The organism is Duganella sp. GW821-FHT01E12 (assembly GCF_059422325.1).
The window spans coordinates 184,149-211,141 of sequence record NZ_JBWKWR010000002.1; the positions used below are offsets into that span (position 1 = coordinate 184,149).

Below are 26,993 nucleotides of genomic sequence, written 5' to 3' on the forward strand. Positions count from 1 at the left end.
AATAAACAATTATTAGGGAGTTGAAAATATTTCTCATATGGTACTCAGGCCATGGGCAGTGTCACTTGGGCCAGCAGGCCGCCGCCCTGCGCGTCACTCAGTTCGATGATTCCGCCGTGGCTGGCCGCCGCCGAGGCGGCGATCGACAGGCCCTGCCTGCTTCCGCCCTTGGTCTGCTGCGGATCGCGGAAGAAGCGGTCGAACACGCGCCCGCGCAACTCCGGCGCGATGCCCGGCCCCTGATCCTCCACCGTCAACACCGCCCGCCCCGCCGCGCAGGCCAGGCCCACCCGCACCACGCCACCCAGCGCAAAACCAGCCCCACCGGCGCGGTCTACGTCAGCTACGCGTACTGAGCCTGACGGTTTCAGTCAAGGCTGGTCGGCGGCGCGGCCAGCCACTCCCGGCCCTTGAGCATGGCCTGCCAGTACAGCGGCGGCAGCACGCGCCGCTTGAGCAGCCAGGCCAGGCGCGACGGCCGGGTGCCTTCGATCAGCCAGCCGGGCAGGCTGGGCGAGAGCCGGCCGCCATAGCAGAACTCGGCCAGCACCACCCTGCCCCGCTCGACCGTCAGCGGGCAGGCGCCGTAGCCGTCGTAGCGCGCCGTGCCCTGCGCGTAGCCGAGCGCGGCCAGCACGTTGTGCGCCACCACCGGCGCCTGGCGGCGCGCTGCGGCGACAGTCTTGGCATTGCTGCAGTTGATGATGTCGCCCAGCGCGTGGATGTTGTCCCATCGCCGCTGCGCCAGCGTGGCCGGATCGACGTCCAGCCAGCCGCCGGCGTCGGCCAACGTGCTGGCGCGTATGAAATCGGGCGGCGTCTGCGGCGGCACCACGTGCAGCAGGTCGTAGCCGCGCTGGATCTCTACGCTGCCGCCGTCCGGCAAGGCGCGGCGGAAGGTGGCTGTCCGGGCCGGCCCGTCCACCGCGACCAGCGTGTGGCCGAAGCGCAGGTCGATGCCGTAGGCGCCGACATACTCCATCAACGCCGGCACATAGTCCGGCACGCCGAACAGCGCCGCGCCGGCGGTGCAGAACTCGATCTCGATATCGTCCAGCACGCCGTGGCGGCGCCAGTGGTCGGCCGACAAATACATCGCCTTTTGCGGCGCGCCCGCGCACTTGATCGGCATGGCCGGCTGCGTGAAGATGGCGCGGCCGCCGCGCAGCTGCCGCACCATCTGCCAGGTGCTTGGCGCCAGCCTGTGCAGGTAGTTCGAGCTCACGCCATCCCGGCCCAGCGCGTCGGACAGGCCGGCGATGGCGTCCCAGTCCAGCTTGAGGCCGGGACACACCACCAGCTGGCGGTAGTACAGCACGGCGCCGTCGGCCAGCACGACGGCATTGTGCTCCGGCTCGAACGCTGCCACCGCCGACCTGATCCAGCGCGCGCCGCGCGGCATGGTGCGGGCCATCGGCCGCGCCGTGGCGGCACTGGGCATCGCGCCGCCGCCCACCAGTGTCCAGCCGGGCTGGTAGTAGTGGGTGTCGGCCGGTTCGATGATCGCGACGTCGAGATCCGGCTGGCGCTTTAGCAGGCTGGCCGCCGTGGCGATGCCGGCCGCGCCGCCGCCGACGATGACGACAGCGTGCCCGGCCGCGTGTGCGTCCGCGCTTGGCTGCGTGGCGCCTGGCAAGGATGGGAATGCCGCCATGGCCGCTAGCGTTGCCACCGGCCGTCCGGCGCGGCGGCGTGGGTTTGCGCGGCGTCGGCCTCAAGCAGCAGCGTCTGGATATCGCGGAAGATCAGCTCGGGCTGCAGGAAAGCCGGGCTGTAGATTTCGCGCACCCGCCCCTGCTGGTCGAACAGGAATAGCTTGACCTGATGGTAGTACAAGCGTGTCGGCCTGCCCTGGTTGTCGAGCTGGACCGAGGTGCTCTGTCCGAGTTCATCGAGGATGGGCTGCAACTGCCCCACCGAGCGCGAGGTCAGGAAATGCCAGCGCAGCGCCTGGCCGGCACGCCCCAACGGGCCGCCGTAGTTCTTCATGGCCTCGGGCGTGTCGTTGACCGGATCGAAGGACATGCTGATCAACTGCACGCGGCGCGCCAGGGCGGGCGCATTGAGCAGGCGTTCGCGCACATCGTTCATGGTGGAGAACAGCGCCGGACAGGCGGCCGCATCGCTGCAATAGGTGTACATGAAACTGAGCAGGGTGACGCGGCCGGTGAGGTAGCGTTCCAGCGGCACCTCGCGGCCGTCGCTGTCGAACACCACGCCGTGCGGCCCCGGCTGGATCACCGGCAGGCGGTAGCTGCCCGCCGCCGGCACCATCAGCTGCTGCTGCGGCGCCCGCCGTTGCGGAACGCCGGCCTGCGTTCCGCTCAACAGCAGGAGCAAGGCCAGCACCGGCAGCAGCGGCCAGTAATCAACGCAACGACGCCACATTGGCGACAGGCTTCGCGCTGAACTTCATGTGGTGCGGACGGCCCAGCTTCTCCTTGTAGAAGTCGATCTTCCATTGCTGGCTCAGCTCGTGGCCATCCCAGTGGTAAAGCTTGATGAAATGGTCGTCGTTGTCCAGGTCCCAGTGTTCCAGCAAGCTGGTGGTGATGTACAGGCGCTTGCCGTCCCAGCTCTGGCTGACCATGTTGACGTGCTTGCCCGTGACCTTTTCGTAGACCTGGCGCGGCGCTTCCGGATTGCTCAGGTCGAACAACCGGGTCTTGCCGTCCATGAAGGTGTTGACCCACAAGCCCTTGCCGTCCGCCGTGATCGACATATCGACCGGCAGCGGCGTGGTGGACGGATCGCCGATCGGGCCGACATCGCGCGCCTGCCAGCGGCCGTTGGCGTCCGGCCGGACCAGCCACAGCTTGGAGGTCAGCGCTGTCGCGGTGATCGCCCAGTTGTCGCCGGGCGCCTGCGACCAGCGCACTTCCAGCGGCGCGCCCGGCGTGCTGAAGATCTGCTGCGGCTTCATGGCCTTGAAGTCCCACAGCACCATGGTGTTGCCGAATTTTTGCATGGCCGCCGGGTCCTTGATCAGCTTGCCGAGGTCGGTGCGGTAGTTGTTGTAGCCGGTGAAGCTGGAGGTCAGCATGGCGTTGCGGCCGGGGTTGATCGCCAGGTCGTAGCCGTAGCCGTCGCCCTGCACATCGCCGATCTTGCCGGTGGGGTTGGGATAGCTGGCCACCACGTCGCCCTTGTTGTTGTACACCGCCATGCCGGTGGCGCCGCCCATGTCGCGCGGGTTCGACAGGAAGCCGACCAGCATCCGGCCCGGCAGCGCATAGAAGGTGTGCGGGCCGACGAAGCCGCTCTTGCCGACCACGTCGTTGATGGTCTTGACCAGCTTGGGATGGGCCGGATCGGTGCCGACGTCGAACACGAAGATCTTGCTGTCCTGCAGGCGGCCGGCCCACAGGTATTTGCGGTCTTCGGTGAAGCCGACGTGGTGCGCGTCGCCGCGTCCCGGCACCGACAGCTTGTCGATCACCTTGCCGTACTTGGGCGAGGCGGGATTGACGTCGATGGTGACGAGCTTGTCCTGGCCGTCACCGATGCCTTTGATGCCTAGCGTCCAGACATGGACGTAGTCTTCCTGGCCCTTGATCAGGTTGGCCATGTAGGGGGAATTACAGGTCTCGTCGGCGCCGGCCGGGCAGGCCAGGAACATCGACAAGAGCAAACTGGCGACAGGCAGAAATTTCATTTCGGGCTCCGTGCATATTTGTCAATGTATCCAATCTGACATCGTTCAATTGAAAAATCAACCGTTACTTTTGCACCGAACGAAAAACAACACGTTAAAGCACCGGGCTGCTGTGGGCCACGACCAGTTGCCATTGACTGTTGTCCGCCTGCCGCCAGATGCGGGTGAAGCGCAGCAGGGCTTTGAAGTCCTGTCCGCCGTACGAGCCGTCGAGCTTGACGCAAATGGAGGTCATCGGCAGCGCGGCGTTGCCCAGCACTTGCAGTTCGACCGTCTCGACGCTGCGGAAGCGCAGCGTGCCGGCGCGGTGCAGCTCCAGGTCCTGCGGCTTGCTGACGATCTGGCCCATGTGGTTGGTGAACAGCAGATCGTCCGCCAGGATCTGGTCCAGCGCCTGCACGTCGGAGGCCTGCATGGCCTGCCGCAAGCGCTCCTCGGCGGCGGGGATTTCCAGATGGCGCTTCAGCGCGGCCAGCACCTCGGGGAAGTCGCCCACCACCATCGGGCCGAACTCGGCTTCCTGCGGCCCGGTGATCTCGGTGCTGTAGCTGACGCGGCTGCCGCCGGACGGCAAGGCTTCGATGCGGTGGAACACCAGCACGCGGTTGTCGTCAATGACGGTCTCGTCGGTGAACTCCTGGTTCTCGCGCACAGTCCGCAAGATGCTGGCGAAGATGTCGCCGCCCGGCACCTGCATCGTGAAGCGCGTGCCTTCAGCGAAGGGGCCGTGCAGTTCGATGTTGACGATGCCGGCGTTCCAGCGCTTCCAGCCGGCGACGTCCGCAAACTTCGCCCACACCTCCGCCGGCGAGGCGCTGGTTTCTATGCTTGCTACATGGGTCCACATGGCGTTCTCCCTTTTCGATGAGGAACCCAGCATAGCGAAACATTGACTTTAATGCAATCATCGACTGGCCTGGCGCGCCGTGCCGTCGGGCTTGGGCAGCGCGGCCGTCATGTCGACCCAGCTTTGCAGCTGCGGCTTGTTACGCTCGCGCACGCCGAAGAAGCTCACCACCAGCTCGCCGTTCCTGTCGAAGAATTCCACCGACGTCACGCCGGCGCGCTTGATGACGTAGCCGCTGTTGAAGGCGCTGTCGCGCAGGTGCAGATTGAATTCCGGGTCCAGCACGTTGAACCAGCCGCCCGCCTCCTGCACCTTGACGACCTTGCCGCTGTAGATCTGGATGGTCGATTCGTTGCCGAGGAAGGCCATGATGTCCAGCTTTTGTTTGGCCGATTCTTCCAGCAGCTGGCGCGCCGCCAGCGGCGTGACGCGCTGCACCGCGCTGGCCGGCGCCAGGCGCATCGCCTGCTCGCGCGATACGCCGAACTCGTCCAGCAGGCGGCTGAACTGGTGCACGTCGGTCAGCTCGTTCCAGGCCAGCTGGAATTCCTTGATGTCGATGGCGCTGTCCGCTTTCTCGGCGGCCTTGGCCGGCATGGCCGTCACCTTCAGCTCGGCGCTCTGCACCGGATTGCGGAACTCGGCCACCAGCTTGTCGAACACCGGCACGCCGGCCTCGCTCTTCACGTAGATCTTGTGCGCGGCGTTGCCGTGGGTGTCGAAGAATTGCAGGCTGCGCGTGAGCGCGCCATCCTTGCCCGACTGGACCACGGCGAACGCGTACTTCCAGTTCTTGAAGGTGAAGCGCAGGTCGATCTCGCCGCCCAGGTAGCCGCCGGCGATGTTGCGCAGGCGGGCTTCGCGTTCCTTTTCCTTGTCGGCGTCGAGGCCGGCAATTTCCTCCTGCGGCTTGAGGCGGGTGGCCACGCCGGTGCGTTCCAGCACGCCATTGTCGTTGCGGGTCAGCGCCAGCACGGTGCCCAGGTCCAGCGCGCGGCGCATGATTTCGCGCGGCACGTTCTCGCCCTCCTGCAAGCGGGTGACGGTCTTGCCGATGCCGGTGGCCAGCAGCTCGGCTTCGGAGACGTTGAGCGTTTTGGCGGCGTCGCGCAGTTGCAGTTTGGGTTGTTCGGTGCGCAACGCGTCGTAGCGCTCGGACAGGCTGGCGGCGTGGGCCGGCAGATTGGCCAGCAACAGGGCGCCGGTCAGCGCCAGGGCAAAACGGTGATGAGCTTTCATGAGGACTCCTTAGTAGATCACTTTGAGGTTGACCGCGTAGTTGCGGCCCGGACGGACGTAGCGTTCGATATCGGCCAGGGTCGCGGCGTTGGTGCCGGCCGGCAGGCTGCGGGCCGACGCGTAGTCCCAGTACTTCTTGTCGCCGAGGTTGTAGACGCCGGCGTTGAGCACGGCATGCTTGCCGATGTTCCAGTAGGCGGTGACATCCATCACCGTCGAACCCGGCACGGCGAAGCGCGCGCCGCTGGCGTCGGCGATCACGTCGTCGGCCGCCTTCTTGCCGCGCACGGTGCTCACCACAAAGGCCGCGCCGCCGCGCAGCGCCGGATCGTCATAGGCCAAGGTGGCGTTGGCCTTGTACGGCTGGATCGACGGCAGGTCGGCCTGCTTGCCGGTCAGGCGGTTCTCCGCCGTGCCCTGCGAGATGCCGCCGGCCAGCGCCACGCTGTAGCCCTTCATCGCCTCGGCCCACTGGCCCAGCAGGAAACGGCTGCTGACCTCAACGCCCTTGGTGCTGGCCTTGCCGACATTTTCCGGGCGGTACAGGCCGAAGGTGATGGTCGGATAGTTGACCGGGTCCAGCGGCTGCGCGGCGTATTCGATCAGGTTGTTGTAGCGGGTGTAGAACGCCGACGCGCTCAGTTCCACGCCGTTGGCCGGCGCGCCCTTCACGCCCACTTCGAAGGCGTTGCTGGTTTCCTTTTGCAGGTTCGGATTGCCCAGCACGGCGTAGGCGTTGCCGGCGGCGGTGTAGCTGAACGAATCGTAGGTGCCGGTGCGCTCCGCCGCAGTGGGCAGGCACGTACCCCGGCTGTACTGCGCGTAGGTGCTGAAGCCGGGCGCCAGTTCGACCGACAGGTTCAGGCTGGGCGTGAAGAAGGAGTCGCTCTCCTCCCTGATTTCCCTGGCCGCGCTCGGCACGGCGATCAGGTAGGCCGCCAGGTTCTTCGGCGTCAGCTTGCGGCGTTCGGCGCGCAGGCCCGGCGTCAGCGTAGCCTGGCGGCCCAGCAGCGTGAAGCCGAACTCGCCGCGCAGGTAGGCGGCCAGTTTGTCGGTGTCCATGTCGGCCATGCGGTTCTTCATGGTGAACTGGTGCGCGCCGGTCTTGATCACGGTGCGGTCCTCCAGCCATGGACGGCGCGACTCCTGCTGCTCGTAGCTGACGCCGTAGCTCAGCATGTCCAGCGGAGCCAGCTGCTTGGTGGCGTCCAGCGCCAGGCCCTTGCTGTTGTTGTAGAAGCCGGTCGAGATGTTGCGCACGTAGGGCTGGCCGCCGGTGATGTAGCTGGCGCGGGTCAGGTCCGCCACCGACGCGTTCTGTGTGTAGGCGCGGGTGTCCAGCGTGTCGAACGGCAGGCCGGCGCCCGGCGTGTAGCGGTGCTCGATGCTGTAGCGGGTGCGCTCGGTGCGCGCATCCTGCGACGCGCCTTCAGGATACGACGCGGCCAGCTTGTTGGCGAACACCAGGTCGTGCTGGGCCTTGTAGTTGTCGATGGTGAAGTTGAGCTTCTGCTCGCGCGTCAGCGTCCAGTTCAGCTTGGCCAGCACGGCGTCCGAGCTCCAGTCGTCCGGGTTCTGCGGCGTGCTGCCCTTGCTCTTGCCTTGTTCGCCGTCGCGGTGCACGCCGACAATCAGGCCCTGCAGATTATCGCTGAGCTGGGCGGCTGCGGTCACCGCGTGCATGCGCTGCGCATGGTCGGAGCTGTAGCCGACCTTGTAGTCGGCGTAGAGCTTGCGCGTGGCCAGATATTCTTCCGGCGTCTTGGTGATGAACGAGACCGCGCCGCCGATGCCCGGCGTGCCGGCGCCCGCCGGGCTGGTGCCGGAACCGATGCGCACTTCGCGGAAGGTCTCGGGATCGAAGTAGTCGCGGCCGATGCCGAAGGCGTTGGTGGAGTTGGCGTCCGGCTTGGGCGCGGCGTCGGGCAGCGCGATGCCGTCCAGCTCCATGCTGACGCGGTTGCCCTCGGCGCCACGGATGTTGATGCCGGTGTTGCCGGCGCCATCCCAGATATTGCCGGAGCCGCTGGCGGCGGCCGGCACGCTGATCAGCGGCGAATAGCGCGCGAGGTTGGCCAGGTCGATGGCGTTGTTCTTGCCGATCTGCTCGGCGTCGATGACGACGGTGGCGCCGTTGCGGGTGTTGCTGCTGTCGTCGCGCCTGGCCTTGACCAGGATCTCGCCCAGCGCGGGCGTGGCGGGCGCGTCGGCGGCGTGGGCAGGGATCAGCGCGGTGAGCACCGCCAGCGTGACGGCATGAAGGGAGAAAGGCGCGGCCGGATGCCGGGCGCCCGAAGTGGTAGCGGCCATAGAGTTCCAGGAGTGAGGTGACGGCTGGCTCTCGGACCTACGGCGATTGCTGGCAAAAAACACATATTAACAATAATGATTCTCATTTACAAGTCAAGGAGAATAATTATTTTTCTTGCATCTATTTGTTATTCGTTTATCTTGATAAAGCTCAAGAGCTCAGCGCGAGGCGCCAGCAGAATACCGCTTCTACGCGGCAAGCGCGTACATGCCAGTTCCCCCCGGAAAATTCATCCCCAGCCAAAACAGGAGGTCCACGATGGTAGCCAGTGCAAACGGCAAGATTGTTCAACTCGGATCGTACGCAGCGTCGAAGCAGCAAAATTCCATCTCCGGGCTGTCATCCGGCGCCTTCATGACCGTGCAGCTGCATCTGGCCCGCTCGGCCAGCTTCGCGGGGGCCGGCATCATCGCCGGCGGGCCGTTCCGCTGCGCCGAGACCTATCAGGCCGGCGGCATGGTGACGCCGCAGGATTCCCGCATCGAGAACTCGCTGTACATCTGCATGAACCCGCTGATCCCGGCCTCCAGCCCGGATGCGCAAAAGCTGGTGCACATGGCGCGCGACACGGCCCAGGCCGGCCTGATAGACGACGTCGCCAACCTGGCCGACGATCGCCTCTACATCTTCACCGGCAGCGAGGACGAGGTGGTCTATTCCGACGTGGTGCAGCGCACCCGCGAGTTCTACGAGATGCTGGGCGTGAAGCAGGAAAATATCGCCTACCACGACAACATTCCCGCGGGCCACAGCATCATCACCGACAACCCGGAGGATTCGGAGCTGGCCACCAATCAGCCGCCATACATCAACAACGGCGGCTTCATGCAGTCGCACGACATCCTGCGCCACATCTACGGGCCGCTGAAGCCGCCCGCCGAGCAGCTCACCGGACAATTGCAGTGCTTCGACCAGACGGAATTCCTGGGCGACGACGCGCCGTGGGCCAGCATGAGCAAGTTCGGCTACGCCTACATTCCGTCGAAGGTGCTGGCCGGCCAGGTGGCCGAGCCGCGCGTGCACATCGCGCTGCACGGCTGCAAGCAGGGCTACAACTACACCGACTACGTGAACGGCCGCGCCGACATCGCCAACCAGCCGCCGTACGGCAACCGCTACTTCACCACCACCGGCTACAACCACATCGCCGAAAGCAACGACATCATCGTGCTGTATCCGCAGGCCGAAGGCACGGACAACGGCGCCATCCAAAACCCGGACGGCTGCTGGGACTGGTGGGGATACAGCACCAAGAATGCCGACTCGCCTTACTATTCGCGCGAGGCGGTGCAGATCAAGGCCATACACAAAATGCTGGACCGTCTTTGCGCTTGAGCGCCCATGGAGAACGTAATGAGCAAATTTCCCGTCGCTGTCAAATTGAATCCGGTTGAAAAAGAGAACGTCGCGGCCGAATCCGTCGCGCTTGCTTCCAGCACGATAGCGCCGCTGGCGCACGCGATGACCACGCAAAGGCTGATGCAGAAGGACGCCACCCACCTGATGAACAACGGCACCCTGTCGGTGGCGTTGGCGATGCGCTTGTGGGACCCGGCGGTGTGGAGCGAACTGACGCAGATGCAGGCGGCGATAACGCAGCGTCTGCAGGTGCAGAACCAGAACTGGCGCAAGGGGTTCGCGATCCTGGCCGAGGACTACGGCCAGCTGCGGCAAGCCAACACCATGTCCAAGCTGCTGGAGAAACAGGGCAACCTCATCTCGCAATCGACCGCCCTGCTGACCAGCCAGGCCACGGATTTCGTGGCGCTGCTGGAAAACATCGACGTCGATTTCGGCTACTGGGCCAGCCAGAAGCTACACGGCGATCAACCCTCGATGTAGTTGTTTTTGACGCGGACGTAGTGCTCGGCCGAGTACCTCAGGTAGGCGATCTCCTCGGCCGTCAGCGCCCTCACCTTCTGCGCCGGGCGGCCCACGTACAGGTGGCCGCTCTCCAGCACCTTGCCCGGCGGGACCAGGCTGCCGGCGCCCACCATCACGCGGTCTTCCACGACGACGTCGTCCATGATGATGGAGCCCATGCCGATCAGGCATTCGTCGCCGATGGTGCAGCCGTGCAGCAGCACCGAGTGGCCGATGGTGACGTAGTCGCCGATGATCAGCGGCGAGCCCTCGGGCTTGCCGGGGTGCTTGTGCGAGACGTGGCCCATGGCGAAGTCCTGCACGTTGCTGCAGACGCCGACCACGATGCGGTTGACGTCGCCGCGCAGCACGGTGTTGCACCAGATCGAGCTGTCGTGGCCGATGCGCACGTCGCCGATCACCTGCGCGGAGGCGTGCAGGTAGATGTTCTCGCCGAAATAGGGGCTGGTGTTGAGGTAGCTGGAGATGGGCATGGTTTCCTGTCGAAGGTGGGCGTGTTTGGTTAGGCGGTGTAGGTGCTGTCGCCGTGCGGCGCGGCGCGGAAGGCCGGCAGCGCCTCGGCCTGGCGCGAGAACTCGGCTTGCAGCGGATAGCGCGCCGCGTCCACCACTTGCGGCAGCATCTGCTGCATGAAGTGCCAGGTCACGGCGGTCATCACGCCGGCATGGTCCAGCGCCGCCGCCGACAGCGGCTGCGCGCGCAGCTCGGCCTCCAGCGCGTCGAACGCCGCCAGCAGCTGCACGGTCACGCGCTCGGCCCACGGCTGGTGCGCGGTCGGGCGCACCATGCCCTCGTACACCAGCTGCACGCCCTTGTCGCAGGCCGCCAGCGCCAGGCCCAGCACGCGCAGCGAGCGCAGCAGCTCGGTCGGCATCGACGGCGTCAGGCGGCTCGACGGCATGGCCAGCGCTTCCGCGTACTGCACGATCAGCGTCGAGTCCATCAGCACGGTGCCGTCGTCGGCAATGAAGGTCGGCGCCTTGACCACCGGATTGATCCGGCGGAATTGATCGAAGGTGCTGAACACCGACAGCGACTGGTGCTCGAAGCGCACGCCCATCAGCTGCAAGGTCACCGCCACCCGGCGGACATAGGGCGAATCGAGCATGCCGATCAGTTTCATATTTTCTCCAATGAGTTAAGCCAGCGCCCACTCGGCGGCCTTGCGCGCGTGGATGGCGGTGGTGTCGAACAGCGGCACGTCCGCGTCCTGCGGCGCAACCAGCAACGAGATTTCGGTACAACCCAGGATGATAGCCTGTGCGCCCCGCGCCACCAAGCCGGCGATGATGCGCCGGTATTCGTCGCGCGAGGCGTCGACGATGCGGCCCAGGCACAGCTCTTCGTAGATGATGCGGTGGACGATGTCGCGGTCGTGCTGGTCCGGCACGATCACGTCGAGGCCGTGGCGCTCGCGCAGGCGGTCCTTGTAGAAGGCTTGCTCCATCGTGAAGCGCGTGCCCAGCAGGCCGACCCTGGCGTGGCCGGCGTGCTTGATGGCGGCGGCCGTGGGGTCGGCGATGTGGAACAGCGGGATGTCCACCGCCGCTTCGATGGCGTGCGCGACCTTGTGCATGGTGTTGGTGCACAGCACCAGGAAATCGGCGCCGGCCGCGCGCAGCGAGCGGGCCGCGTCGGCCAGCATGGCGCCGGCCGCGTCCCAGTCGCCGGTGTGCTGCAGGCGTTCGACCTCGTGGAAGTCCACGCTGTACAGCACCACCTTGGCCGAGTGCAGCCCGCCCAGATGTTCCTTCACCGTCTCGTTGACCTGACGGTAGTAAGGCACCGTCGATTCCCAGCTCATGCCGCCTATCAGCCCTATGGTTTTCAAGTGCGCTCCCTCAAGAAGTCCGGCCCGCCGATGCGCGGCCGCGGAATGCAAGCATACACGGCGCCGCGCGTTCGCGCAGCGGCCCCGGGCTTACAGGATCAGGACTGCTGGACGGACGCCTGCACCGGCGCGGCAGGCTGGCGCGGACGGAAGCCGGGTGCCAGCAGCTTGTATTGCTGGCGGCGCTTGAACTCGGCCGCGCGCTGCTGCCAGGTCGGGCCGTTGGCGGGCGGGGCCGGCAGCACGGTCGGCTCGCCGTTCAATTTCAACTCGGCGACCGGGGCGTCGCCGGCGTCGTCCTTGTTGTCGGTGTAGTGGATGCGGCCTTGGGCGTCGGCCCATTTGTAGATCTGGGCGTGGCCGCTCGCGCAGGCGCACAGCAGAGAGATGATGAGCAGTATCCGGGACATGGTGGATTGTTCTCATGGAGAATCGACCCGCCGATTGTACGAAAAATTACTATATAGAAATCTATTGAAATGTCACCACTATTGCAATAGCACCACCGCGCCGCGCGCGACCGAATGCACCACGGCCATGATGTCCCAGTTGGTCAGGCGGATGCAGCCGTGCGACTGGGTCTTGCCGATCTTGCCCGGCTCGGGCGTACCGTGGATGCCGTAGTGTTCCTTGCTCAGCTCTATCCACGCGACGCCGACCGGATTGTTGGGGCCGGCCGCGATGCGGGCCCTGGCGTCGCCGGCCCTGGCGTCCCAGAACAGCTTGGGGTTGTAGCGGTATTCTGGATTGGTGGCCACGCCGCGCACCTGCCAGCGGCCTTCGGGCAGCGGATCGTGCTTGCTGCCGGTGCTGGCCGGGAATTGCGCGAACGGCATGCCGCCCGCGTCGAGCAGGGTCAGCGTGCCGTCGTGGGCGTCGACCAGGATGGAGCTGGCCTTGGGCAGCGGCTTGGCGGCGGCCACGTTGGGCACGGTCAGCTGGGTGCCGGCGCGCGTGAGCGATTTGCCGGGGTTGAGGCGGCGCAGCAGATCGGGGCTGCAATGGAAGCGCTCGCCCAGCGCTTCGGCCAGGCTGGCGTAGCCGAGCGCGGGCAGCTTGGCCTTGGCCATCATGCCGGACGGGACCGGCGTGTACGGGCCGGCGACGTCCTGCGCGGTGACGGTGTAGGTGTCGAGCACCGGCGCCTGGTCGCGCTCCAGCTCGGTCCAGGTGGCGGCATCGACCACGCCGGTCAGCGGCAGCTGGTGCAGCTTCTGGAAGCCGAGGACGGCCTTGCGCATATTGCTGCCGTAGGCGCCGTCCATTTCGCCGGACGAGAAGTGCGCGCGGTCGAGCAGCACCTGTGCCCGTAGCACCTGCTCGCCCCTGGCGCGCGGCCCGACGGTGGCCGCGTTGGCGAGGCCGGCCACCGCCAGCGCCGCTGCAAAAAATAAGACTCTCAAACCAATACTCGACTGACGATGTGGGCGCTTATTTTAGCGTACCGCCATCCGCCGGGCTCGCACTATCGTGCGATGGCCCACGTCAGGATTCCAGTTGTTGTGCGACTTCCCAGCTGTGGCCGGCGGGGTCGACGAAGTTGGCGGTGCGCATGCCCCACGGGCGGTTGACGGGGCCGGCCAGCAAGCTCACGCCGCGCTGCCGCAACTGCGCGCAGACCGCGTCCACGTCCTCCACCCAGATGCTGAGCTGGAAGCGCGAGCCGGCCTCGCGCGGCGCCACCACGCCCGGCGCGATGATCTCCGGCGCGCTGCCGGTGTGCAGCAGGTTGACGATCAGGGTGTCGAACTTGAGCGCGGCCGACACCGCGTCCTCATACACCACCGGTGCGCCGAACACGTCCAGATAAAACGCCTTGGCCGCCGCCACGTCTTCGACGAACAGGCTGATGGCGCTCACGTGGTTCAAATGCTTGGTCATGGGACTAGTCCGCCTTTCGGTATTTTTGCAGGCCGTCGCCCAGGTGGCCGCGATGCGCGTCCAGCCAGCTCCACAGGGCTTCGACTTGCTCGGGATGGGCACGGTAGTAATTGGCGTTGAAGGCCAGCCACAGCCGCGTATTGATCAACGGTTGCGGCAGCTGCACCACGGCGCCGTGGTAGCGCTTCAGCGTGGCGGCCAGGTGCTCGGGCTTGACCAGGTTGACCACCACGCCGTCCACCCGGCCCAGCTTGAGCTTTTCGATGTTGCGCTCCAGGTCGCGGGCGCCGTCGTCCACCGTCAGGCCGGACTCGCGCAGCCGGGCGTTGTAGCTGTTGCCCTGCGTCGCGCCCAGCGTCTTGCCGCGAAAATAGTCGTTGGGATTGGTGCCGGCCGGCAGCTTGTCCCTGGCGCGCACCAGCACCACCAGCGTGTTGTGCAGCGCGCGGTTGCGGTCGACGCGGCCGTCCTTGTCGCGCGGCAGCGCGATCTCGGCCGGGTAGCTGGACTGCTCGCCCAGCGGCGTCATGTCGATGTCGCCCGCCTCCAACGCCACGCGCAGCCGCGCCACCGGCAGGCGCACCAGCGTGGGCAGGCAGTTGAAGCCGGAACCCAGCACCGCGTTGCGGATCAGATCGACCGCCGCGCCGGGCGGCTCGGGCACCTGCTCGCCTTCGCCCATCCAGTACGGAGGACGGTTCTGGTCCATATAGCCGACCCGCAGCGGCGTGCAGGCGCCCGCGCCGTGCGCTACGGGGGCAAGCGTGGCCAACATCAGCAATATGCCAGCACGGATCGCCATGGAGGATCAGTTTTCGGGAGGTTTGGGCGCCAGCGGCGGCGGCGCTGCGGCCTGGCCTTTGCCGACGATCTGGATGAAGATTTCGTTTTGCTTGATCATGCTGAGCTCGTAGCGAGCACGCTCCTCCACCGCGCCGGTGCCGTCCTTGAGGTCGCGCACTTCGGAGTCGAGCTTGGCGTTGCGGGCGATCAGTTCCGCGTTTTTCCTGTGGGCGGTGTCGACCTGGCCTTCGAAGTCCTTCACGCGCAGCCATCCCCCCTTCCCCAGCCAGAGCGGGTACTGGATCAACAGCAGCAGGGCTGCCAGTGCGAGGGTGATCAGACGCATGGAATCGACAGCGGCCGGAGCTGGTCCGGCCGCACTGGCTAGTTACTTCAGATTATAGAACGCGTCGCGGCCTGGGTAGGAAGCGATATCGCCCAGATCTTCTTCGATGCGCAGCAGCTGGTTGTACTTGGCCATGCGATCCGAACGCGACATCGAGCCGGTCTTGATCTGCAGGGCGTTCAGGCCAACGGCGATGTCGGCGATGGTCGAATCTTCGGTTTCGCCCGAACGGTGCGAGATCACGGCGGTGTAGCCGGCGCGCTTGGCCATTTCGATGGCGGCGAAGGTTTCGGTCAGGGTGCCGATCTGGTTGATCTTGATCAGGATGGAGTTGGCGATGCCTTTCGAGATGCCTTCCTTCAGGATCTTGGTGTTGGTGACGTACAGGTCGTCGCCCACCAGCTGAATCTTCTTACCCAGTTCCTTGGTCAGGATGGCCCAGCCGTCCCAGTCGCCTTCGTGCATCGCGTCCTCGATCGAGATGATCGGGTACTTGTCGCACCAGGTCGCCAGCAGGTTGGTGAACTCGGTGGCGGTCAGGCTCAGGCCCTCGCCTTCCAGCTCGTACTTGCCGTCCTTGTAGAACTCGGACGCCGCGCAGTCCAGGCCGATGGCGACCTGGGTGCCTGGCTCGTAGCCGGCTTCTTCGATCGCCTGGATGATCAGCTTGATCGCTTCCTCATGGTTGGCCAGCGACGGCGCGAAACCGCCCTCGTCGCCGACGGCGGTGCTCAGGCCCTTCTTGTGCAGGATCTTCTTCAGCGTGTGGAACACTTCGGCGCCGTAGCGCACCGCTTCCTTGAACGACGGCGCGCCCACTGGAATGATCATGAATTCCTGGATGTCCAGATTGTTGTCGGCGTGCGCGCCGCCGTTGATCACGTTCATCATCGGCACCGGCAGCTGCATCGCGCCCGAACCGCCGAAGTAGCGGTACAGCGGCAGGCCGGCTTCCTCGGCGGCGGCCTTGGCCACGGCCATCGACACCGCCAGCATGGCGTTGGCGCCCAGGCGGGCCTTGTTCTCGGTGCCGTCCAGGTCGATCAGGGTGCGGTCCAGGAAGGCTTGCTCATTGGCGTCCAGGCCCATGATGGCTTCCGAGATTTCGGTGTTGATGTTTTCGCAGGCTTGCAGCACGCCCTTGCCGAAGTAACGCTTCGGATCGCCGTCGCGCAGCTCGATCGCTTCGCGCGAACCGGTCGACGCGCCCGACGGCACGGCGGCGCGGCCCATCACGCCCGATTCCAGCAGCACGTCGCATTCGACGGTAGGATTGCCGCGCGAGTCAATGATTTCACGTCCGATGATGTCAACAATAGCACTCATGTCATTCTCCAAAGTTAGGCGATGCGAAGTCGCTACGCGTTCTGATGCGCGTTGCGGACGAAATAACGGGGATTGTACCCGGCGCACCAGCGCCACTCATACGAAAACTCGTACGCCAGGTATGTTGCATTAGTTGAAGCTGTTTTCCAGGAAGCCAGCTTTTTTGGTGATGCGGTCCAGCTCGATCAGCGTGGACAGCAACTCCTTCATGCGGCCCAGCGGCACGGCGTTCGGGCCGTCCGACAGGGCTTCTGCAGGGTTGGGATGGGTTTCCATGAAGACGCCGGCCACGCCCACGGCCACGGCCGCGCGCGACAGCACCGGCACCATCTCGCGCATGCCGCCCGACGAGGTGCCGTTGCCGCCTGGCAGTTGCACCGAGTGGGTGGCGTCGAACACCACCGGGCAGTTCGATTCGCGCATGATGGCCAGCGAACGCATGTCCGAGACCAGGTTGTTGTAGCCGAACGAGGCGCCGCGCTCGCAGGCCATGAAGTTGTCTTCGTTCAGGCCCTTGGCCTTGGCGGCCAGGCGGGCTTTGTCGATGACGTTCTTCATGTCGTGCGGGGCGAGGAACTGGCCCTTCTTGATGTTGACCGGCAGGCCCGATTCCGCGCAGGCGACGATGAAGTCGGTCTGGCGGCACAGGAAGGCCGGGGTCTGCAGCACGTCGACCACCGAAGCGACTTCGGCGATTTCGTCGATCGAGTGCACGTCGGTCAGCACCGGCACGCCCAGCTCGCGCTTGACGTCGCCCAGGATCTCCAGGCCCTTGTCGCGGCCGGGACCGCGGTACGAGGTACCGGAGGAACGATTGGCCTTGTCGAACGAGGACTTGTAGATGAACGGGATGCCCAGCGCGGCCGTCATTTCCTTCAGCGCGCCGGCGGTGTCGAACGCCATCTGGCGCGATTCGATCACGCAGGTGCCGGCGATCAGGAAGAACGGCTGGTCGAGGCCAACGTCAAATCCGCACAGTTTCATGCTGCATCTCCTTGCAGAGTATCGCCGACAGCGTGCAGGCGGTTGCCGCCGGCGGCCTTGTGGGCCAGTGCTGCCTTGATGTAGGACGTGAACAGCGGATGGCCGTCACGCGGGGTCGATTTGAATTCAGGGTGGTACTGCACGCCCATGTACCATGGGTGCGCGTTCTCGCCGGTGCGCGGCAGTTCCATGATTTCGCACAGGTCTTCGGTCGGCGTGCGGGCCGCGACCACCAGGCCGGCAGCTTCCACGCGCGGCAGGTAGTGGTTGTTGGCTTCGTAGCGGTGGCGGTGACGCTCGGTGACCACGGCGCCGTAGATTTCCGAAGCCAGCGTGCCCGGCTTGATGGCGCAGGTCTGCGCGCCCAGGCGCATGGTGCCGCCCAGGTCGGAGTTCTCGTCGCGCTTCTCGACCTTGCCGTCCTGGCCCTGCCATTCGTCGATCAGGGCGACCACGGGCTGCGAGGTCTCCAGGTCGAACTCGGTGGAGTTGGCGTGCGTCAGGCCGGCCTTGTGGCGGGCGTATTCGATCAGCGCCACCTGCATGCCGAGGCAGATGCCCAGGTAGGGGATCTTGTTCTCGCGGGCGAACTGGGCGGCCATGATCTTGCCTTCCACGCCGCGCTTGCCGAAGCCGCCCGGCACCAGGATGGCGTCGTACTTGCCCAGCGCGGCGCAGCCGGTGGTTTCGATCTCTTCCGAGTCGATGTACTCGATGTTGACCTTGGATTCGTTGTGGATGCCGGCGTGGCGCAGCGCCTCGGTCAGCGACTTGTACGACTCGGTCAGTTCCACATACTTGCCGACCATGCCGATCGACACTTCGGTCTTCGGATGCTCGAGCGTGTAGATCAGGCGGCTCCACACCGACAAGTCGGCCGGGGCCGGGTTCAGGTCCAGCGCCTCGCAGATGATCGCGTCCAGGCCCTGGTCGTGCAGCATCTGCGGCACTTTGTAGATGGTGTCGACGTCCCACACGGAGATCACGGCCTGCTCTTCGATATTGGAGAACAGCGAGATCTTGGCGCGTTCGTCTTCCGGAATGGCGCGGTCGGCGCGGCACAGCAGCGCGTTCGGCGAGATGCCGATCTCGCGCAGCTTCTGCACCGAGTGCTGGGTCGGCTTGGTTTTCAGCTCGCCGGCGGAGGCGATGAACGGCACCAGCGTCAGGTGGACGAAGGCGGTGTTCTTGCGGCCGGCGCGCAGGCTCAGCTGACGCGCCGCTTCCAGGAACGGCAGCGATTCGATGTCGCCCACGGTACCGCCGATTTCGCACAGGGCCACGTCGTAGCCTTCGGCGCCGCGGCGGATGTAGTCCTGGATCTCGTTGGTGATGTGCGGGATCACCTGCACCGTCTTGCCCAGGTACTCGCCGCGGCGTTCCTTTCGGATCACCGATTCGTAGATCTGGCCGGTGGTGAAGTTGTTCACCTTTTTCATGCGGGTGGAGATGAAGCGCTCGTAGTGGCCGAGGTCGAGGTCGGTTTCGGCCCCGTCGTCGGTGACGAACACTTCACCGTGTTGCATAGGGCTCATCGTGCCAGGATCGACGTTGATGTACGGGTCGAGCTTGAGCATGGTGACTTTGAGGCCGCGCGATTCGAGGATCGCGGCGAGAGAGGCGGCGGCAATCCCTTTACCAAGGGAAGACACGACGCCGCCAGTGACGAAGACAAATTTGGTCATTGCAGATGGTGCCGAACGGCACGTGCGGGAAATTGAAATTATACCCTAAAACGCGCGATTCTTCACCTTCCTGCCCGGAAAAATCCGCGCCCCGGCGTGTTTCCCCCTCACGCCGCCCATGCGCCGTCACCGTGCTGCACCGTACAGACCGCCCCGCCCGATCGGTCAAAAATGATAGCTCATTGATAATCCTGGAGGTCAAAATGAACTACGAAGAACTCGATGCCCTGGGCATGTACGTCGACCACGGCCACAAGGGCCCCGGCCCGGAACTGATGGGCGCCGACACGCTGATCGGCAACCACGTCCACAACCTGAAGGACGAGCACCTGGGCGAGATCAAGGAAATCATGCTCGACATGCGCACCGGCGCCATCGCCTACGCGGTGATGTCGCACGGCGGCGTGTTCACGCTCGGCGAGAAACTGTTCGCCGTGCCGTGGGAGGCGCTGGCGCTGGATACCGTCCACAAGCGCTTCACGCTGAACCTGGACAAGGAGCGCATCGACACCGCCCCCGGCTTCGATTCCCACCATTGGCCCGACATGGCCAACCAGACCTGGGCCAGCCAGATCCACACCTACTACGGCACCAGCACCAAGCGCGGCGCCGGCCTGCAACGCTGATCAGCAGAAATCGCGGCTGATGGTCGGCAGCCGTCCCAGCAGGTGGGACATGTCGACCAGGCGCTTGGCGACCAGGTGGCGCACGATGCCCTCCCGCTGCCACACGCCGTACACCCCCAGCAGCGGCGCGCCCAGCACCTCGCGCCGCTGCTGCTCGACCAGCGCCGGCCAGACGATGACGTTGACGTTGCCGGTCTCGTCCTCGATGGTGATGAACAGCACGCCCTTGGCCGTGCCCGGACGCTGGCGCACCGTGACCATGCCGCAGGCGCGCGCCAGCATGCCGTCGGTGTAGGTGTTGAGCGTGGACGCCGGCAGGAAGCGGTGCTCCAGCAGCTTGGGCCGCAGCAGCGCCAGCGGATGGCGCCCCAAGGTCAGCCCCTGCGAGCGGTAGTCGCCCAGGATGTCCTCCCCCTCGGTCGGCGGCCTGAGCACGGGCAAGTCCTCGACCGGCGTGGTGGGGCGCAGCAAATCCTTGTCCGGCATGGCGCCGACCGCCTGCCACAGCGCTTGCCGTCGGTCGCCTGCCAGCGCCAGCAGCGCGTTGCCGCCGGCCAGCACCTGCAGGTCGTGGCGGTCCAGGTCGGCGCGCCGCGCCAGGTCGGCCACGCTGGCGAATGGCTGCTGCGCACGCGCCTGCTCGATGCGCGCGGCCGCCTCGGCCCGCATGCCCTTCAGCAGCGACAGCCCCAGCCGCACGGCAGGCTGGGCGCGCCGCCCCGCCAGCTCCTCCAGCGAGGTATCCCAGCCGCTGACGGCGACGTCGACCGGGCGCACCTGCACGCCGTGGCGTTTGGCGTCCTGCACCAGCTGCGACGGGCTGTAGAAGCCCATCGGCTGGCTGTTGAGCAGCGCGCACAGGAAGGCGGCCGGCTCGTGGCACTTGAGCCAGGAACTGGCATAGGTCAGCAGCGCGAAGCTGGCCGCGTGCGATTCGGGGAAGCCGTATTCGCCGAAACCCTGGATCTGGCTGCAGATGGCGGCGGCGAAGCCTTCGTCGTAGCCGCGCTCGCGCATGCCGTCCATGATGCGCTGCTGGTATTTGTCGACCCCGCCCTTGCGCTTCCACGCGGCCATCGCGCGCCGCAGCTGGTCGGCCTCGCCCTCGGTGAAGCCGGCGGCGATGACGGCGATCTGCATCACCTGCTCCTGGAAGATGGGCACGCCCAGCGTGCGGCCCAGCGCCTCCTCCAGCCGCGGCGGGTAGTGGACCTCCTCGCGCCGCATGCGCCGCTGCAGATAGGGATGGACCATGCCGCCCTGGATCGGCCCCGGCCGCACCAGCGCGACCTCGATCACCAGGTCGTAGAACACCCGCGGCCGCAGGCGCGGCAGCATGCTCATCTGCGCGCGCGACTCGATCTGGAACACGCCGATGGTGTCGGCCTCGCACATCATGTCGTAGGTGGCCGGGTCCTCCCTGGGGATGTCCTGCATGCGGAACGGGGCGCCGCGCCGCGCGCCCACCAGCGCCAGCGCCCGCCGCAGCGCCGACAGCATGCCCAGCGCCAGCACGTCCACCTTCATCAGGCCCAGCTCCTCCAGGTCGTCCTTGTCCCACTGGATCACGCAGCGCCCCTCCATCGTGGCGGCCTCGATCGGCACCAGCCGCGACAATTTTTCGTGCGCGATGACGAAGCCGCCCGGGTGCTGCGACAGGTGGCGCGGGAAGCCCAGCAGGGCGACCGCCAGCGCGGCCCACTGCTGCGCCAGTTGCGATTCCGGATCGAGGCCGCACTCGGCCAGCCGGCCCAGCAGGTCGTGGCGGCCGTCGAACCAGTGGTGGGCCTTGGCCACCTTCTCGACGATGGCCAGGTCCACGCCCAGCGCCTTGCCGCTGTCGCGCAGCGCGCTCTTGGGGCGGTAGCTGATGACGACGGCCGCCAGCGCGGCGCGGTCGGCGCCGTATTTTTTGTAGATGTACTGGATCACTTCCTCGCGCCGCTGGTGCTCGAAATCGACGTCGATGTCGGGCGGCTCGTCGCGCTCCCGCGAGATGAAGCGCCCGGTCAGCATGTTGCTGCGCTCGGGATCGACCTCGGTCACGCCGAGGCAGTAGCAGACCACGGAGTTGGCCGCCGAGCCCCGGCCCTGGCACAGGATGTCCTGCGAACGGGCGTAGCGGACGATGTCGTACACCGTCAGGAAGTACGGCTCGTATTTGAGCTCGCGGATCAGCTCCAGCTCCTTCTCGATCTGCCCGCTCACCTTGGCCGAGACGCCGTCGGGAAAGCGCCGCTGCGCGCCGGCATACACCTCCTGCCGCAGATAGCTGCCCGGCGTATGGCCCGGCGGCACCAGCTCGTGCGGATATTCGTAGCGCAGCTCGCTCAGGCTGAAGCTACATTGCCGCAGGATGTTGAGCGTTTCGGCCAGCGCCTGCGGCGGATACAGGTTGGCCAGCCGCAGCCGCGAGCGCAGGTGCTGCTCGGCGTTCTGCGCCAGCGCGTAGCCGCACTCGGCCACCGGCTTGCCGACCCGCACCGCGCACAGGGTGTCGAGCAGCGGCTTGCGCGAGCGCACGTGCATGCAGACCTGGCCCAGCGCCACCACCGGCATGCCGTGCTGCAGCGCCACCTCGTCGATGCTGAGACGGTGCGCCTCGTCCAGCGCGCGCTGCAGCAGGTTGAGCCCCATCCAGCTGCGGCCCGGAAACGTGACCTCCATCCACGCGGCCTGCGCGTGCAGGCGGTCGACGTCGTCCGGCTGGAAAGCCGGGTAATGCGGCAGCAATATCAGCAAGCAGCCGGGCAAGCCTTGCAGATGGGCGTAGGCCGGCGGCGGCGCGGCCAGGTCGGCCGGCGTGAGCAGGTAGCTGCCCTTGGCGACACGGTTGCGCCCTATCGTGATGAGCTCGCAGAGATTGCCGTAGCCCTCGCGGTTCTGCGCCAGCGCGATCAGCGACAGCGCCGGGCCGCCGTCCGGATTTTTCAGGTGGAAATGGCTGCCGATGAGCAGCGGCAAGCCGGCGTCCCTGGCCTGTGCGTGAGCGCGCACTACGCCGGCCAGCGAGCATTCGTCGGTGATGGCCAGGCCGGCGTAATCCAGCTGCGCGGCGCGCGCGACCAGCTCCTCGGCGCTGGACGCGCCTTGCAGGAAGGAGAAATTGGTCAGGCAGAACAACTCTGCGTAGGCCGGCAAACCCTGCGCGGGCGACGTGGCGATGGCGTTCATAAACTGTATACTGTGTTTTTATACAGTATAGTGCAACCTGCGCGGTTATGTCGTCGAAAGGGTATAAATAAATCTTGGGCCGAGAAAGCGATTTGCTCATGTTTGACCTTGGCGCCCTGCCAGCCAAGTACACTTTCGCATCAAACGCCACCCCGCTTCGTTCGAGTCCAATGTCAGTTTGGTGTGCAAGGGCAGAATTTTCCCCTAGGTGAGCAGGTTCTTCTTTGCCCTCAACAAATCTACGGCTGACCAAGCAAGCGTCTAAACTCTAAATGATCAAATCATGCGGTCGACTGCGTTTGCATGGTGCATGAGTATTTGTTCAGTTTCGTGTGATCATGTCCCTCGTCGTAGCATGGGAGAAACGATATCGGCAAAGAAAACCGTCAAGGACTACGACCCCGGCTTTGTTCACATCGACATCAGATACCTGCCCCATATGCCCGACGAAACCTCGCGTCGCTACCTATTCGTGGCCATTGATCGTGCCACGCGCTGGGTGTTCCTGCACATCAACGGCGACATGACGAACAAGAGCAGCGTCGATTTCTTGCGCCTGCTGAAGCTGGCATCGCCGATCAAAATCATCAAACTGCTGACTAACAATGGTTCGCAGTTCACCGACCGCTTCACGACAAAAGACAAAAAGCCCAGCGGCCAGCATGCCTTTGACAAGGTTTGTGCTGGCATGGGCATCGAGCATCGCCTGGCGCCACCGCGCCATCCGCAAACGAACAGCATGGCGGAACGGTTCAACGGCCGCATCAGTGAGCTATTGCAGCAGCCCCGTTTCGATAGCAGGGCCCATCTGGAGACAACCTTGCTCAATTACCTGAAGCTTTACAACCACCACATCCCGCAACGCGCCATCGGTGCTAAAACGCCAGTCCAGGTGCCGAAAGAGTGGCAGCAGACCAAGCCCGAATTATTCGATAAACGCGTCTATGATCAAACGGGACTCGACATTTAATGTGTTCGCAGCAGTTCGTTGATGCCAAAAGAACTGCCGAACCGCTGCAACGCTGCAACGCTGCGGAGAGAGGAGCGCTCTCCATGAGAACCTTCAAGCTCAGATGTTGGCTGAAACACACCCGATATGAAATGTCGGCTTAAGGCGTCGGATTGCTCATCATCCATTGCATGGCGGACGGCGTAGCCAGCAAGCCGCGTAAAAAGGCTGCGGTCCAATTGTTCATGCCTCCAACATCAACTTCCGCTTGCAGCTCGCGATCGACGTCCTTGCCCAATTCAGACACCGAGCTGTAGTCGGGTGCCTTGATTCGCCACAGCTTCCATCGCCCAGTCACCCAACGTCGCAGTTGCGCTTCATCGACGCACTTGTTCAGGTGATTTTCCAGTCGCTGAAAAAGCGGGTCAGTCGTCGGAATTGCTGGTACCAGCCGAAACGACGGCATTTGGTAAGTGGGCGGGACCACTCCCTTGTCCGCCTCGATCTCTACTCGAACCAGCGGGCTATCGAGGCGCGGGCCTTCGAAATACGGATGTATCAACGGCAGTAGCGTTCCTGGCACATTGGCCGAGTTGCTACGCTTTGAATTGCAGGCTGTGCAGGTTGGTACCAGATTAAACGACAGGATGGCAAATTCTGGATAGTCCGCTTTGGCTAGGTAGTGGTCCAATGCGTCCCGACCGGTATTCCCGCACATGGGACAATACGGAAGCTTATCGGACTTTCTCAAGTCATAGGCCCAGTCCAGCTGCCGGTAGTTCTCCTTCAGTTTTTTATAGGTCGTTCCGTAAAGCCCCGTTAATTCCTCTTTTTGGACGGGTGAGATTTTCCCTGGCTGCGTTTTATTGAGAGGAAGAACAACGGTCGGACTTCCCTTGTTGATACGGTAGGCGCAGTAAGCCCTCTTCAGATCCGGTGCCAGCGCTAACAATGACGGCGCATATACTGAAAAAACGGAGATAGTTTTTGAATTTCTAACGCGAGGATACGGAACGAAGATCAATTACCGCTCCCCGACTGCATTGCGCGTATTTCGATCAGTAGTTCAGGGCTAAGCACTGAGCCATACTCGGCTAGCAACTGCTCCGGCGACATGCCGCTTTTGAACACGTCCCTAGCAAATTTTTCGTGATATTTTCTTGCAGTGGAGTCGCCAAAAACCGCCTGCGAAACGCTATCGATACTCGCCCCCAAGGTCTTCATGCGGACCTGTCCGATGTTGACCTGTTTCGAATCCTCATCAAATGAGAAAACATGCGCGCAATGGGTTGGCACCTCGCGCACAATGTAGGCGGAATGCGTGGCAATCAGCGCGATCGATTTAGTCGCCTCCAGCACGGTGTACAGCAGCGTTACGAATTCACAGATTAGGTTAGGATGGAGATGGGTTTCCGGCTCATCAATAATCACCAGTGTCCCATGATCGATGCTGCTGATCAGCCTCAGGGAGAAGCGGAAGAAAATATGCTGGCCGCTGCTAAGGTGTAGTACACGTATCCGATTGTTCCCGCCGGTCTGCGCATAAAATCCCAACGGGCGCGCCGTATCCACGGCGGACGTGAACAACAAATGCCGTTGTTCATTCATCCGCAGGATATCCAGGGCGCGTACATAATACTCGCCTCGCTCATCCTGATAAGTGAAGCTGTCTTGCGCAACCTCCGGCAACACTGGCAGGTACAACATTTCAAGGTCAATATGGTCTCGCAGTGTGCGTTTGAGGAGAGCAAATCTGGTAAGCAGCACGCCTACTAACTGAGTTTGATCCCGGATCAGGTCGACCATTAAATTGGTCAGGGGATCCGACTCTATTCTTCGTACGCGAAACGTTCCGACATCGACTAGGTTAAAGTACTGGTATTCGAAATTCCCCTCATCCGCGGCACGCGAAGGAAAGCGATCCTCCGGGGTGGTAGAGAATACCAGCAAGCGATTGTAAAGCGGACCATCATATTCGCACTCGGAAATAGCTTCAGAGCATTCCTCGAATGGATTAAACGCCTGGTCAGCCTTTCCTGACAGCCTGCCAAGCCACAATACTAATTCCCTCAACAACCGCGTCTTACCTGTGCCATTGACACCGATAAGGCAGTGAACCCGGTCCTCGAACAAGCCCAAGTCCTTGAACCCAACCGACAAATCATGCACACCTTCATCAAAACCGTGTAGTTGCGTCCGGAACGTAAAACTCTTTCTCGTTTCTGGTAACTCCTTAATCTGACTTCCCTGAAGGGAACGCATACCCCGGCGCATGGCTCGGTATGCCGTAGGCGATCGCAGTACACCCAAGCTGAACGAGGTTTGCGAAAGCAACTTTGCAATATCCTCGCCAAATTGGGAATTTCTCAACCACAACACGTCGTTCAGCGCAAGTAATATCGAATCCAGCTCCACGTCATCGAGCACCCATTTCGCTAGCTGCGAGTAACCTTGCTCATGCCCGATGAGGGTTGCGAATAACAGGCGTCCATGCGGCGCAGTTGCCGTATTACCGACACTTTCGTGGCTCAGTAGGTGAGGATTTTTTTTTATCCACTGCAGCAGGTTACTCGCCACGTGGCCGCCCAACGGCACCACGTAGGCAGTTACGGAAATCGGTTTCCGGTTGTCGGGGGGATTGATTGAAATCAGCGAATTAAAATTATATGAGAAATCGTTCCAGCCGGAATTTGTTGGAAGAATCCGAATACCGCCTGGGGGGATATACGCTTTTGCATCATCGGTAAAAGATAAGCTCCAACTCATACGTTTCCCACTTAAAGTTGCCTAAAGAAAACATCTTACCATTTTTATCACCAAGGAAACTCACAAATTTTCACCGAGCCATTCCCTGTCCCCTTCCAGCAAAGTCTGCGGCGCCGTCACGGGCTTTCATCAAGACGGCATTGAGGGCGTGCCCTTCCAATGGTGGGCGCATTGTTCGTTTGGCGATTTCTCGAATTGGGATCTGGTCACGAAGGTGCCATCGTCGAATGATGCCGAGTAAAGCCACCTTGATCACTCCGAACTCATGCCGATGAGACAGTTGGAATTGTGCTACTAACGTGGGTCAGATTGATGCCTAGGCTTTTGTAATACGCAATAGCGCTACGCAGAAATTGCGCAGCGCTTTGTCCAGTCTCATCAGGATAGATTTCGGTAAAAGCGACCGTCAGTCGCGTCCTCAAACGTGCTGGCTTGTCGCTCCTGAGTGCCCTTGATCCTGTCGAGCCTATAAGAACAACTCTGCGTAGGCCGGCAAGATGGTGTTCATGGCGATATACTGTGTTTTTATACAGTATAATACACCCGGAGCGGCCGTTCAAGCGGCGCGCTACGTAGAACTACGCAGCGCCCGGCGCAACTATGGCGCGGCAAAACAACAATAAATAAAGTTTGCCCGCAAAATTGTCAGAATCCTCACCCCGTTAGAGCGATTTGACTAAAATCAAATTTTTCACGGGAGAGAAAA

Annotated in this window: 23 protein-coding genes and 2 pseudogenes; 4 read left to right on the top strand and 21 right to left on the bottom strand. The window is 63.7% G+C overall.

Annotation, left to right across the window (positions count from 1 at the left end):
* Positions 1–44 precede the first annotated feature (44 nt).
* The 7 genes and pseudogenes from AC07WS_RS06120 to AC07WS_RS06150 all read right to left on the bottom strand — a co-directional run bounded on the left by AC07WS_RS06120 (position 45) and on the right by AC07WS_RS06150 (position 8,051).
* Positions 45–296 (bottom strand): sensor histidine kinase, encoded by a 252-nt coding sequence (locus AC07WS_RS06120; protein WP_494728199.1) that lies wholly within the window; start codon positions 294–296, stop codon positions 45–47.
* Between the two features lie 71 nt (positions 297–367).
* Positions 368–1,693: pseudogene (locus AC07WS_RS06125) on the bottom strand (NAD(P)/FAD-dependent oxidoreductase); the annotation flags it as partial.
* Positions 1,660–2,388, bottom strand: coding sequence for an SCO family protein (locus AC07WS_RS06130; protein ID WP_494728200.1), 729 nt, complete (start codon positions 2,386–2,388; stop codon positions 1,660–1,662). The pseudogene AC07WS_RS06125 and the gene AC07WS_RS06130, both read right to left, overlap by 34 nt.
* On the bottom strand, positions 2,369–3,655 hold the full coding sequence (mtoX, locus tag AC07WS_RS06135; RefSeq protein WP_494728201.1) for a methanethiol oxidase: 1,287 nt from the start codon (positions 3,653–3,655) through the stop codon (positions 2,369–2,371). Before mtoX ends, AC07WS_RS06130 begins: the two co-directional genes overlap by 20 nt.
* Positions 3,656–3,749: 94 nt before the next feature.
* Positions 3,750–4,502 (bottom strand): DUF4440 domain-containing protein, encoded by a 753-nt coding sequence (locus AC07WS_RS06140; protein ID WP_494728202.1) that lies wholly within the window; start codon positions 4,500–4,502, stop codon positions 3,750–3,752.
* A 57-nt stretch (positions 4,503–4,559) separates the two neighbouring features.
* Entirely contained in the window at positions 4,560–5,741 is a 1,182-nt protein-coding gene (locus AC07WS_RS06145; RefSeq protein ID WP_494728203.1) for a hemin-degrading factor, read from the bottom strand.
* A 9-nt stretch (positions 5,742–5,750) separates the two neighbouring features.
* Entirely contained in the window at positions 5,751–8,051 is a 2,301-nt protein-coding gene (locus AC07WS_RS06150) for a TonB-dependent receptor domain-containing protein (RefSeq protein WP_494728204.1), read from the bottom strand.
* Between the two features lie 259 nt (positions 8,052–8,310).
* On the opposite strand from AC07WS_RS06150, the gene AC07WS_RS06155 reads away from it, so the two are divergent.
* On the top strand, positions 8,311–9,387 hold the full coding sequence (locus AC07WS_RS06155) for an extracellular catalytic domain type 2 short-chain-length polyhydroxyalkanoate depolymerase (protein ID WP_494728205.1): 1,077 nt from the start codon (positions 8,311–8,313) through the stop codon (positions 9,385–9,387).
* Positions 9,388–9,405: 18 nt separating this feature from the next.
* Positions 9,406–9,894, top strand: coding sequence for a hypothetical protein (locus AC07WS_RS06160; RefSeq protein ID WP_494728206.1), 489 nt, complete (start codon positions 9,406–9,408; stop codon positions 9,892–9,894).
* Here the strand turns inward: AC07WS_RS06160 and AC07WS_RS06165 are convergent.
* The 11 genes from AC07WS_RS06165 to pyrG all read right to left on the bottom strand — a co-directional run bounded on the left by AC07WS_RS06165 (position 9,879) and on the right by pyrG (position 18,772).
* Entirely contained in the window at positions 9,879–10,409 is a 531-nt protein-coding gene (locus tag AC07WS_RS06165; RefSeq protein WP_494728207.1) for a gamma carbonic anhydrase family protein, read from the bottom strand. The genes AC07WS_RS06160 and AC07WS_RS06165 overlap by 16 nt on opposite strands.
* Before the next feature lie 29 nt (positions 10,410–10,438).
* Positions 10,439–11,059: a glutathione S-transferase family protein gene (locus AC07WS_RS06170; protein ID WP_494728208.1), complete on the bottom strand. Its 621-nt coding sequence runs from the start codon at positions 11,057–11,059 to the stop codon at positions 10,439–10,441.
* A gap of 15 nt (positions 11,060–11,074) precedes the next feature.
* A complete protein-coding gene (locus tag AC07WS_RS06175) occupies positions 11,075–11,767 on the bottom strand; it encodes an aspartate/glutamate racemase family protein (protein WP_494728209.1) in 693 nt (230 codons plus the stop codon).
* Positions 11,768–11,865: 98 nt separating this feature from the next.
* On the bottom strand, positions 11,866–12,177 hold the full coding sequence (locus AC07WS_RS06180; protein ID WP_494728210.1) for a DUF4124 domain-containing protein: 312 nt from the start codon (positions 12,175–12,177) through the stop codon (positions 11,866–11,868).
* 78 nt (positions 12,178–12,255) lie between these two features.
* The gene (locus tag AC07WS_RS06185) at positions 12,256–13,170 is read right to left on the bottom strand and encodes a L,D-transpeptidase family protein (RefSeq protein ID WP_494728211.1); all 915 of its coding nucleotides are present in this window, start codon (positions 13,168–13,170) and stop codon (positions 12,256–12,258) included.
* Between the two features lie 82 nt (positions 13,171–13,252).
* The gene (locus AC07WS_RS06190; protein ID WP_494728212.1) at positions 13,253–13,648 is read right to left on the bottom strand and encodes a VOC family protein; all 396 of its coding nucleotides are present in this window, start codon (positions 13,646–13,648) and stop codon (positions 13,253–13,255) included.
* Between the two features lie 4 nt (positions 13,649–13,652).
* Positions 13,653–14,450 (bottom strand): substrate-binding periplasmic protein, encoded by a 798-nt coding sequence (locus AC07WS_RS06195; protein WP_494728213.1) that lies wholly within the window; start codon positions 14,448–14,450, stop codon positions 13,653–13,655.
* Between the two features lie 6 nt (positions 14,451–14,456).
* Positions 14,457–14,777, bottom strand: coding sequence for a cell division protein FtsB (ftsB, locus tag AC07WS_RS06200; RefSeq protein ID WP_494728214.1), 321 nt, complete (start codon positions 14,775–14,777; stop codon positions 14,457–14,459).
* Positions 14,778–14,819: 42 nt separating this feature from the next.
* Entirely contained in the window at positions 14,820–16,103 is a 1,284-nt protein-coding gene (gene eno, locus AC07WS_RS06205; RefSeq protein WP_494728215.1) for a phosphopyruvate hydratase, read from the bottom strand.
* Positions 16,104–16,232: 129 nt separating this feature from the next.
* Positions 16,233–17,087 (bottom strand): 3-deoxy-8-phosphooctulonate synthase, encoded by an 855-nt coding sequence (gene kdsA, locus AC07WS_RS06210; RefSeq protein ID WP_445233212.1) that lies wholly within the window; start codon positions 17,085–17,087, stop codon positions 16,233–16,235.
* Entirely contained in the window at positions 17,084–18,772 is a 1,689-nt protein-coding gene (pyrG, locus tag AC07WS_RS06215; protein WP_494728216.1) for a CTP synthase, read from the bottom strand. Before pyrG ends, kdsA begins: the two co-directional genes overlap by 4 nt.
* 203 nt (positions 18,773–18,975) lie before the next feature.
* Here pyrG and AC07WS_RS06220 point away from each other — a divergent pair, with 203 nt between their 5' ends.
* On the top strand, positions 18,976–19,398 hold the full coding sequence (locus AC07WS_RS06220; protein WP_494728217.1) for a PRC-barrel domain-containing protein: 423 nt from the start codon (positions 18,976–18,978) through the stop codon (positions 19,396–19,398).
* Here AC07WS_RS06220 and AC07WS_RS06225 read toward each other — a convergent pair whose 3' ends face one another.
* Positions 19,399–22,572 (bottom strand): error-prone DNA polymerase, encoded by a 3,174-nt coding sequence (locus tag AC07WS_RS06225; RefSeq protein WP_494728218.1) that lies wholly within the window; start codon positions 22,570–22,572, stop codon positions 19,399–19,401.
* 373 nt (positions 22,573–22,945) lie between these two features.
* Here AC07WS_RS06225 and AC07WS_RS06230 point away from each other — a divergent pair.
* Positions 22,946–23,542 (top strand): annotated as a pseudogene (locus tag AC07WS_RS06230) (integrase core domain-containing protein); the annotation flags it as partial.
* A 139-nt stretch (positions 23,543–23,681) separates the two neighbouring features.
* On the opposite strand, the gene AC07WS_RS06235 reads toward AC07WS_RS06230, so the two are convergent.
* Both AC07WS_RS06235 and AC07WS_RS06240 read right to left on the bottom strand, forming a co-directional pair.
* Positions 23,682–24,545, bottom strand: a complete 864-nt coding sequence (locus tag AC07WS_RS06235) for a hypothetical protein (protein WP_494728219.1) — start codon at positions 24,543–24,545, stop codon at positions 23,682–23,684.
* Complete coding sequence (locus tag AC07WS_RS06240) at positions 24,542–26,287, bottom strand: AAA family ATPase (RefSeq protein ID WP_494728220.1); 1,746 nt, start codon at positions 26,285–26,287, stop codon at positions 24,542–24,544. The genes AC07WS_RS06235 and AC07WS_RS06240 overlap by 4 nt, the downstream gene beginning before the upstream one ends.
* Positions 26,288–26,993: the final 706 nt, after the last annotated feature.